The sequence below is a fragment of the Phenylobacterium sp. genome, assembly GCF_036402295.1.
Lineage (GTDB): Bacteria > Pseudomonadota > Alphaproteobacteria > Caulobacterales > Caulobacteraceae > Phenylobacterium.
This window is the reverse complement of sequence record NZ_DASWTE010000425.1, coordinates 1-8914: the sequence shown is the minus strand read 5'-3', so window position 1 is coordinate 8914 and position 8914 is coordinate 1. Positions and strand designations below refer to the sequence as shown.

The window sequence follows — 8914 nt, the reverse complement described above, 5'->3', positions numbered from 1 at the left end:
GTCTTCTACTCGGCATGGATCTTCTTCGACGGCGCCTACCGCGCGCTGCGGAACCGCACCCTCGACATGATGGTGTTGGTGGCCGTGGCTGTGGGCGCCGGCTGGGTCTACAGCGTGGGCGTCACGGTCACCGGCGGCGGTGAGGTGTTCTACGAGGCCGCGGCCATGCTCACCACGTTCGTGCTGCTGGGGCACTGGTTCGAGATGCGGGCGCGCGGGGGCGCCAACGAGGCCATCCGGGCCCTGATGGACCTGGCGCCGAAGACCGCGCGGCGCGTGCGCGACGACGGCTCGGACGAGGAGGTCACGCTGGACCTGGTCCTGGCAGGCGACCGGCTGCGCGTGCGGCCGGGCGAGAAGGTCCCGGTGGACGGCGAAGTCCTGGAGGGCCGGGTCTCGATCGACGAGTCCATGGTCACCGGCGAGTCCATGCCGGTCACCAAGCAGGCCGGCGACAAGGTGGTGGGCGGGGCGATCAACAAGACCGGCTCGTTCGTCATGCGCGCCGAGAAGGTGGGCGCCGAGACCCTGCTGTCGCAGATCGTGCAGATGGTGGCGCAGGCCCAGCGTAGCCGTGCGCCGATCCAACGGTTGGCGGACCAGGTGTCGGGATGGTTCGTGCCGGCGGTGATCGGCGTGGCGGCGCTGGCCTTCGCAGCTTGGGCGATCTTCGGCCCAGAGCCGCGGTTCAGCTTCGGCCTTGTGGCGGCCGTGTCGGTGTTGATCATTGCCTGCCCGTGCGCGCTGGGCCTGGCGACGCCGATCTCCATCATGGTGGGCGTGGGCCGCGGCGCGCACGCGGGCGTGCTGATCAAGAACGCCGAGGCGCTGGAGCGCTTCGAGACCATCGACACGCTCGTGGTGGACAAGACTGGCACCCTCACCGAGGGCCGTCCCGCCGTGACGGCGATCCGCGCGTTGGAGGGCTTCGACGAGGCCGAGGCGCTGCGCCTGGCCGCCAGCCTCGAGCGGGGCAGCGAGCACCCGCTGGCCGACGCCATCCTGCGCGCTGCGAGGGATCGCAGCCTGACCCTGGCCGAGCCGGAGGCCTTCGACTCGCCGGTCGGCAAGGGTGTGGAAGGACGCGTCGAGGGGCGGTCGGTCGTGCTGGGCTCGGGCAGGTTCCTGGCCGAAAAGGGTGTCGACACCGCCGCGCTGGCCGTCGAGGCCGACGCGCTGCGCGCCGAAGGGGCCACCGCGATCTTCTTGGGCGTGGAGGGTCGCGCCGCCGCGATCTTCGCCATCGCCGACCCCGTGAAGGCGACGACCCCCGAAGCCGTGCGCGCGCTCAAGGCCGAGGGGGTGCGGTTGGTGATGATGACGGGCGACAATCGCACCACGGCGCTTGCCGTAGCCCGGCGCCTGGGCATCGACGACGTCGAGGCCGAGGTCCTGCCGCAGGACAAGGCCGCGGTGGTTCAGAAGCTTCGGGGCGAGGGCCGCCGGGTCGCGATGGCGGGAGACGGGGTCAACGACGCCCCCGCGCTCGCCGCCGCGGACGTAGGCGTCGCCATGGGCGCGGGCGCGGACGTCGCCATCGAGAGCGCCGGAGTCACGCTGCTAAAGGGTGACCTGCAGGGGCTGGTGCGGGCGCGGCGCCTGTCACGCGCGGTGATGCGCAACATCCGCCAGAACCTCTTCTTCGCCTTCGTCTACAACGCCGCCGGCGTGCCCGTGGCGGCGGGACTGCTCTATCCCGTCACGGGCTGGCTGCTCTCGCCGGCCATCGCGGCCGCGGCCATGGCGCTCTCGAGCGTGAGCGTGATCGGCAACGCCCTGCGGCTCCGGCGCGTGCGGATCTGAAGTCGCGGCTGGCTGGACGCGGTCCGCGCGATACAGCAGCCGCCCACGGCCAAGGTGCGTTCGATGCGCCGACGCTTCTACGGCAGGGTCGTGAAGGGCGGCGCGACAAGACGGGCAAGCCCGACCGCCTTCTGCTGAGCCTGATGGGCGGGCCTGCGCGACGTGGTGCTGAAACGGGTGGGGTAGCAAGTACCTCCACCGCGATAAGCGAGGGAGGAACTTCTACTCGCCTTCCTCGCGAACGGCGCCGCGGTTGCCGGCCTGTTCGCGGCCCTGTTTCTCTTCCTCGCGGGCGCCGGCCAGGATGCCGGGCAGGGCGTAGTTCCCTTCGTGGCAGGCGTACTCGTAGACGGGGCCCTTGGCGGCGTTCAGCGCGATCTCCCCCTTCACCTTCTGTGTGAAGGTGGCGGGATCATCTAGCTCGAACTGATAGAGAATCTGGTTCGGACCGACGCGGGTGAAGCGCTCGGTGACCTTGAGGTTCTCGGTGGCGCCGCGAAAGGCCTGGTCGGGGCGGAAGTTGGCGGTCTCGACGACCAGGGTGTCGCCTTCCCAGCGACCGACAGAATCGCCCATCCAGGGCCGGATGTGGGCCGGCTGGCGCCGTCCGTTCAGACGGATGATGCGGGTGTCGTGGACCATCTCGATGACGATGGCGACCTCGTCCTTCGACTGCGCGATCTGGTAGTGGTTGTTGTAGAGCACCGGCAGCATGGGCGGGCCCGAGGTGGAGCCGAAGCCCACCAGGCAACGCTCGCCCAGCGGGCGGCGCTCGGGGCCGTCGAAGTTGCCGACGCGGGCGTTGCCCTGGCGGGCCTGGGCGCGGGCCTGGGCCGCCGCGGTCAGGGGGAGGCGGCCGTCCTTCGGGTCGACGATGATCGAGGTGCGGCCCTGGCCGTTCAGCCGCATCACCTTGGTGCCCGGATCGATCCAGAAGGCGTTGTAGCCGCAGGCCGGGCCAGTGGTCCCGCTGCCGCATTCAGGCAGGTCGTCGACCTTGGTGGCCGCCGCAGTCGGTTGCGCGAGCCGCTCGTTGCGCTGGGCCGTGGCGCCCTCGGCGCGCGCGACTTCCTCGTCGGTCAGGATGAGCCGCTCGCCCATCCGCGCGTCGCGCTCCAGGCGAGTGATGGTGGCGTTGGTCCAGACGCCCGAGAGGTCGGGCTGGCCGTAACTGTTGCGGGGCGCCTTGTAGGCCTGGGCCGCCGCGGCTGTGGCGACGAGGGCGAGCGCCGAAGTCAGCGCGAGCAGGGTCGAGCGGCGCATGGTCAGTTCCCCCCTTCGTCGGACGCCGGGCCGCGCGCTTCGGTTGTCTTGCCCGCCTTCTCCGCCGCGCGGGCGCCGGCCAGGATGCCCTCCATGGCGTAGTTGCCCTCGTGGCAGGCGTATTCGTAGATCGGCCCCTTGGCAGCGTTGAAAGCCACCTCGCCCGAGAACGGGGCGGCGTACGAGCCGGGGTCGTCGACCGTGAACTTGTAGCGGATCTTGTTCGGGCCGATCCGCGTCAGCCATTCGGTGACCTTCAGGCGTTCGGACGAGCCGCCGTAGATGCCCTGCTCGGGCCGCATGTTGATGGTCTCGATGACCAGGGTGTCGCCTTCCCACCAGCCGATGGAGTCGCCCATCCAGGTCTTGAGGTTGGACGGATGATGCTTGGCGCTCAGGCGGACGATGCGGGTGTCGTGCACCATCTCGACCTCGATCAGCACCTCATCCTTGGTCTGAACGATCTGGTAGGTGTTGTTGTACATGAGCGGCAGCATCGGCGGTCCGGCCGACGAGCCGAACGACAGGATGCAGCGCTCGCCGAGCGCGCGGGCTTCCGGGCCGTCGGTCCCGCCGCCGCGGCTTCGGCGACGTTCCATCGCCTCCTTGGAGCGCGCCGGGAACTGGCCGTTGGCCGGCGAGGTGAGGATGGACGTGCGTTTCTCGCCGTTGAAGTCGATGACGCTGGTGCCCGGGTCCTTCCAGCCCTGGTTGTAGCCGCAGTTGAAGCCCGAGATGCCGTCGGGGCCGCAGTCGGCGTTCTTGAGGTCGGTGACCTTGAGGTCGGGCGGGGTGGGCGCGTCGGCGCGGGCCACCTGGTCGCGATTGGCCTGTTCGATCGCGGCGGCCTCCTGCGGCGTCAGCACCAGCCGGTCGCCGAACTTCGCCGGACGGGTCAGCGGCGTGATGGTGGCGTTCGACCACACGCCCTGCAGGTCGGGCTGGCCCAGCGCGGTGCGCGGGACCTTGTAGCCCTGGGCGAAAGCGGGCGCGGCGAGCGCCGCAATCGCCACGGCGAACAGGCCTGGACGCAGCATCATGAAGCCTCCCAACAAACCGGTTCTTCGAGACCGTTGCGAGGCAGGATAGGCCGGTTGCGCGAAAGGGGAAGGGGGCTCTACGTCCTGGCGCGCGCGGTGCGCAGCGCGTGCCCGGCGCGCCAGCCCAGCCAGGCGGCGGGCAGCATGAAGACGCCCGCGAAAACCAGCGGCGCCCAGGAGCCGATACCCGAGAACAGCGCGCCGGCGAGAGTCGGGCCGATCACCCGGGCGAGCGAGCCCGAGGCGCTGGCCGCGCCCAGGATCGCGCCCTGCCGGTCGGGATCGGTGGCGCGCGAGACGATGGCCGTGGCGGCCGGCTGCCAGAGGGCGTGGCCGACGACGCCGGCCAGCAGGAACGCTGCGCCGATCCACGCCTCCGGGGCGATCGCCATGCTTGCGTAGCAGATGGCGGCCACGAGCAGGCCGGTGATGATCGTCGGCGTGGCGCCCAGTCGGCGGACCGAGAGGCCGGCGAGGCCGCCCTGGGCGAGCGCAGAGGCGACACCGGTCAGCGCCATCAGTAGACCCACCTCGCGCGGACCCCAGGCGAAGCGGTCGTCCAGCCACAGCCCCAGCGTCGACCACAGCGCCGAGGAGGCGAAGAAGCCGAAGAAGATCACCCCGAAGGCGCGGCTGAGGATGGGATGGCGCAGCGCCTCGCCCAGGGCCGCCAGCGGGTTGCGGGCCCTGGCCGCGGCCCCGCCGGGACGGCGGCTCTCCTTCACGAAGATCAGGATGCCGACGGTCGCCAGGACGCAGAGGCCGGCGGCCACGAGGAGCGGTGGGCGGAAGCCCGCCGCACCAAGTTCCGGCTGCGCCAGGAGGCCGCCCAGGGCCGGTCCGACCACGAAGCCCACGCCGAACGCCGAGCCGATCAGGCCCAGCCGGCCGGCGAGCTTGTGCGGCGGCGAGACGTCGACGATGTAGCCCTGGATCGCCGACATGTTGCCGGAGAAAAAGCCGGCCGCGCCGCGGACCAGGACTGCGGTCCAGATGCCTGGCGAGAAGGCCAGCGCCACGTAGCCCACGGCCGAGCCGATGATGGTGATGAGCAGCACCGGCCGGCGGCCGATGCGGTCCGACAGGCGGCCCCAGAACAGCTCGCCCAGGAACTGGCCGGCCGAATAGGTCGCGAACAGCAAGGCCACCTGCCACGGCGGCGCGTCGAAGGCGGTGGCGAAGAAGGGCAGCAGCGGGATCACCACCCCGAAGCCGATCAGGCTCAGGAAGACGAGCAACAGCAAGACCGGGACGGCGCCCGGCGCTGCGCGCGGGTCGGGGGACTCATTCGGTGCGGTGGTCACCCAGGGGGCTTACGCCTGCGCCAGGGTCCGGACAAGAAACGGGCCGCCCGATCAGGGGCGGCCCAAGGCTGCGGGGAAGAGGCTATTTCTTGGCGGGCGCGGGCGGGGCGGCCTGCAGCTGTTTCACGTGGTCAAGGTGCGCCTGGACCTTGGGGACAGCCTTGGAGGCCGCGGCCTTGAGGTTCACGTCGTCGCCCTTCTCGGCGTAGTTCCGCATCAGGCTCAGCGCCTCGTCGTGCGCGGCCTCCTGCTGCTTCAGGTAGACCTGATCGAACTCGGCTGCGCTGGCCGCATTCAGGTTGTCGATCAGGCCCTTGCGGCGTTCGTCGAGGCCCGTGGGCGGTGTCTTGCCCGCGGCCGCAATCAACGGCTTCAGCTCCTTCGACAGGGCGGTGTGGTCGGTGACCATCGTCTTGCCGAACGCCTTCACGTCGGCCGACTGGCCCTTCTTCTGGGCGATCTCGCCGGCCTGGATTTCATACATGTCGCTGATCGCGGCGCTGGTGACGAAGTCTTCGGTCGAGATCTGGGTCGCGGAGGCGGCGCCGACGGCCGCAGAGGCGGCGTCCTGGGCGGCGTTGACGGCGTCGTTCCCCGTGCCCGGATCGGCCGCACTGGGCTGGGAGTCGGTCTTCTGGCAGGCGGCCACGCTGAGAGCGGCTGCGGCGGCTGCGGCAAGGATGAAGGCGCGTCTCATGATCTGCTCTCCGACTGGATTGTGGGGAGCCGAACGGGTCTGCTGGGGTCAGGTTCCCGGCGCTAGCGAATGATCATCGGCGACGGCGGCACGAGGTGCAGGCGCTCGGCGCCGAGGTCCAGCGCCATGCGGAAGCGCGAGAACAACCCGGCGCCCAGCAGGCCCGACGGGGCGGGGGCGTTGGCGGCGGGCCGGTAGACCTGGACGTCCACGTTGCGCAGCACGAGGTCGCCGACCGCGACGGTGCGGGCGGTTACGCGGCGGTCGAGGCTGAGGCCGCCGAGGCTGACTGAGTGGGCGCGGCTGACCTTGCGGCCAGGCGCGAGCAGGCCCGCCTGCTGCGCGGCGTTCTCGGACAGCGCCAGCACCCCCGCTGCGCCGGTGTCGACCAGCACCTTGAGCGGCGGGGCGTTCTCAACCTGGACGGTGGCCATGGGACCGGCTCCCGAGACCTCGAGCGCCACGGTCCGCGCATCCGGTGGCGGGCTGTACGCGTCGGCGGCGAGGAAGCGCGTCCGGCGCCGCGGGAAGTCGGCCTCCACCACCAGGCGGCTCAGGACGTCGCGGCCGATGAGTAACTGGAACACGCGGCCCGTGGCCTGGGCGATCGGGGCGAGGTCGAGGGCGGCGGCGCGCAGGCCAGGCACGGCCAGGCCCGGGACAGCAAGGTCCAGGCGGACCGTATGGGTCAGCGCCGGCGCGCCGCTAACGCCATAGGCCAGCAGGGGCGCGGCCACCGTGCGCGGCAGGTCGAGGCGTTCGGCCAGCGTCCGGTCGATGGCCGAGAACTGGGCGCCGGAGTCGACCACGGCATGGATCAGGTGGCCGTTCACCGCGGCCTCGATCTCCATCAGCCCGCCCGGCGGGATCGCCAGCCAGGGCGTGTCGCGCCCATTGGCGAAGCGGATGGCGAGCGGTGGCCAGGGCAGCCGGTCACGGACCAGGAACAGCCCGCCGGCCGCGGCCGCCAGCCCGATCAGAAGCGACCGGCGACCGATCACTGGGTCTGCAGCTCCTCGGCGCCGATGGCGAAGGCGCCGTCCAGCCAGGCCAGCACTTCGCGTGCCGCAGGATGGTCGAAGGCGCCGAAGCGGGCCTTGAGGCGCTCGGACTGCTCGGCGGTGATGACGTCGAGGCCGGCGTCCTCCAGCAGCAGCAGCGTGCGCTCGACGGCGTCGGCGAGGTCGGGGCCCAGCACCTCGCGCGCGGCGCGGCGGAAGGCGGCGACATACTGGTAGCGGTCGCCGTCGCGGTAGCTCTCGGCGAGCGTCAGGGCCGGGATGCGCGAGAGCACGGCCTGCGAGGCGGTGTTGATGCCGTGCGCCGAGATCTCGGCGCTCATGGCGGCGGGCCGGCCGGTGAAGGCGCGCAGGTGCAGGTGGCGGCTCATGCGTGGGCCGTCGTTCACCGGATAGTTGTCCCAGAGGAACGGCTTCCTGCGCATCTGTTCGGCGACGCGGGCGAGGTGACCGGGCGAGAACTCGCGGGCGCAGACCTCCTCGCCGGTCCACATGAGCTCGATCGCGGGATCGAGCCCGGCGCCCAGGTCTTCGAGGTAGTTCGCCGGCCGCTGGCCGAACACGCGGTCGAGAACAGGGTCGTCGGTGTAGTAGCTGGGGCAGGCGATGATCCGGTCGGCGGCGGACCGCTCGGCGATCCAGTGGACGATCTCGACCTGGCGCGGGGCGAGTTCGGGCAGGGCGCCCTTCATGTCGTCGAAGAAGACGCCCAGGTCGACGAGGCCCAGGCTGTCGAGCTGGGCAAGCTTGGCGGCGAGGTCGGCCTTCGCGGCATCGTCGAAGTTCAGGAAGAGCTCGTAGGGGCTGAGGCCCACGCCGAACCGGACGCCGGCGTCGCGGCAGGCCTGGGCGAAGCCGGCCAGCGCCTCGAGCGTCGCGTCGGGATAGGGCTCGCGCCAGCGGCGGCGCAGGTGGCCGTCGATCTTGGGCGCGTAGAGATAGAAGCCGTAGCCGGCCGGGGCCAGCGCCCGGACCATGTCGGCCCGTTCCTCCCAGGTGTAGGGCCGGCCGAAGAAGCCCTCGATGATGCCGAGCTCGGGTGTCATGGTCTCCTGCATACCGGAGCCGGTTGCGATAACGATGTAAATTTGTCAGGAAGTTCGCAACAGCGGGAGGAGCCCACATGAACCCCAACGCCGAGTTCGACCTGATCGTCTATGGCGCCACCGGCTACACCGGCCGCCTGGTGGCCGAGCACCTGGCGCAGCGCTACGGCGTGGGCGGCGAGGTGAAGTGGGCCATGGCGGGCCGCTCGCAGGCCAAGCTGGAGCAGGTGCGCGACGAGATCGGGGCGCCGAAGAACACGCCGCTGGTCGTGGCCGACGCGGCCGATCCGGCGCAGCTCGAGGCGATGGTGAAGCGGGCCAAGGCGATCATCACCACGGTGGGGCCGTACCAGCTCTACGGCTCCGAGCTGGTCGCCGCATGCGCCAAGGCCGGGACCGACTGCCTGGACCTGTCGGGCGAGCCCAACTGGATGCGGCGGATGATCGACGCCCACGACGCCGAGGCCAAGGCGTCGGGTGCGCGGATCCTGCACTCGTGCGGCTTCGACTCCATCCCGTTCGAGCTGGGCGTCTGGTTCTGCCAGGAGACGGCGAAGGCGAAGCTGGGCGGTCCGGTTCCGCGGGTGAAGGGCCGGGTCCGCAACATGCGCGGTGGCCTGTCCGGCGGCACCGCGGCCAGTGGGGCTGCGACCATGGCGGCGATCCAGAAGGACCCCTCGCTCCTGGCGATCATGATGAGCCCGTTCGGCCTGACGCCCGGCTTCGAGGGCCCGGCCCAGCC

The 8914-nt window shown here is 71.1% G+C and carries 8 protein-coding genes; 2 read left to right on the top strand and 6 right to left on the bottom strand.

Features of this window, described 5'->3' with window-relative positions; genetic code table 11:
* A partial coding sequence (locus tag VGD44_RS24470; RefSeq protein ID WP_331091029.1) for a copper-translocating P-type ATPase occupies positions 1–1803 on the top strand: 1803 nt, incomplete at its 5' end.
* 222 nt (positions 1804–2025) lie between these two features.
* On the opposite strand, the gene VGD44_RS24465 is transcribed toward VGD44_RS24470, so the two are convergent.
* The 6 genes from VGD44_RS24465 to VGD44_RS24440 form a co-directional block, all read right to left on the bottom strand.
* Positions 2026–3066 (bottom strand): hypothetical protein, encoded by a 1041-nt coding sequence (locus VGD44_RS24465; RefSeq protein WP_331091027.1) that lies wholly within the window; start codon positions 3064–3066, stop codon positions 2026–2028.
* A gap of 2 nt (positions 3067–3068) precedes the next feature.
* Complete coding sequence (locus tag VGD44_RS24460) at positions 3069–4103, bottom strand: hypothetical protein (RefSeq protein ID WP_331091025.1); 1035 nt, start codon at positions 4101–4103, stop codon at positions 3069–3071.
* A gap of 80 nt (positions 4104–4183) precedes the next feature.
* On the bottom strand, positions 4184–5410 hold the full coding sequence (locus VGD44_RS24455) for an MFS transporter (RefSeq protein ID WP_331091023.1): 1227 nt from the start codon (positions 5408–5410) through the stop codon (positions 4184–4186).
* Between the two features lie 82 nt (positions 5411–5492).
* Positions 5493–6107: a DUF4142 domain-containing protein gene (locus tag VGD44_RS24450; protein WP_331091021.1), complete on the bottom strand. Its 615-nt coding sequence runs from the start codon at positions 6105–6107 to the stop codon at positions 5493–5495.
* A gap of 62 nt (positions 6108–6169) precedes the next feature.
* Complete coding sequence (locus tag VGD44_RS24445) at positions 6170–7108, bottom strand: aspartyl protease family protein (RefSeq protein ID WP_331091020.1); 939 nt, start codon at positions 7106–7108, stop codon at positions 6170–6172.
* Positions 7105–8172, bottom strand: coding sequence for a beta-N-acetylglucosaminidase domain-containing protein (locus VGD44_RS24440; protein WP_331091018.1), 1068 nt, complete (start codon positions 8170–8172; stop codon positions 7105–7107). The genes VGD44_RS24445 and VGD44_RS24440 overlap by 4 nt, the downstream gene beginning before the upstream one ends.
* 77 nt (positions 8173–8249) lie before the next feature.
* Here VGD44_RS24440 and VGD44_RS24435 point away from each other — a divergent pair.
* A partial coding sequence (locus VGD44_RS24435) for a saccharopine dehydrogenase family protein (protein ID WP_331091016.1) occupies positions 8250–8914 on the top strand: 665 nt, incomplete at its 3' end.

What these genes read in the sequence shown, in the direction of transcription:
- VGD44_RS24465 (WP_331091027.1), bottom strand. Translation starts at nt 3,066, where the DNA reads ATGCGCCGCTCGACCCTGCTCGCGCTGACTTCGGCGCTCGCCCTCGTC.
- VGD44_RS24440 (WP_331091018.1), bottom strand. Translation starts at nt 8,172, where the DNA reads ATGACACCCGAGCTCGGCATCATCGAGGGCTTCTTCGGCCGGCCCTAC.
- VGD44_RS24450 (WP_331091021.1), bottom strand. Translation starts at nt 6,107, where the DNA reads ATGAGACGCGCCTTCATCCTTGCCGCAGCCGCCGCAGCCGCTCTCAGC.
- VGD44_RS24460 (WP_331091025.1), bottom strand. Translation starts at nt 4,103, where the DNA reads ATGCTGCGTCCAGGCCTGTTCGCCGTGGCGATTGCGGCGCTCGCCGCG.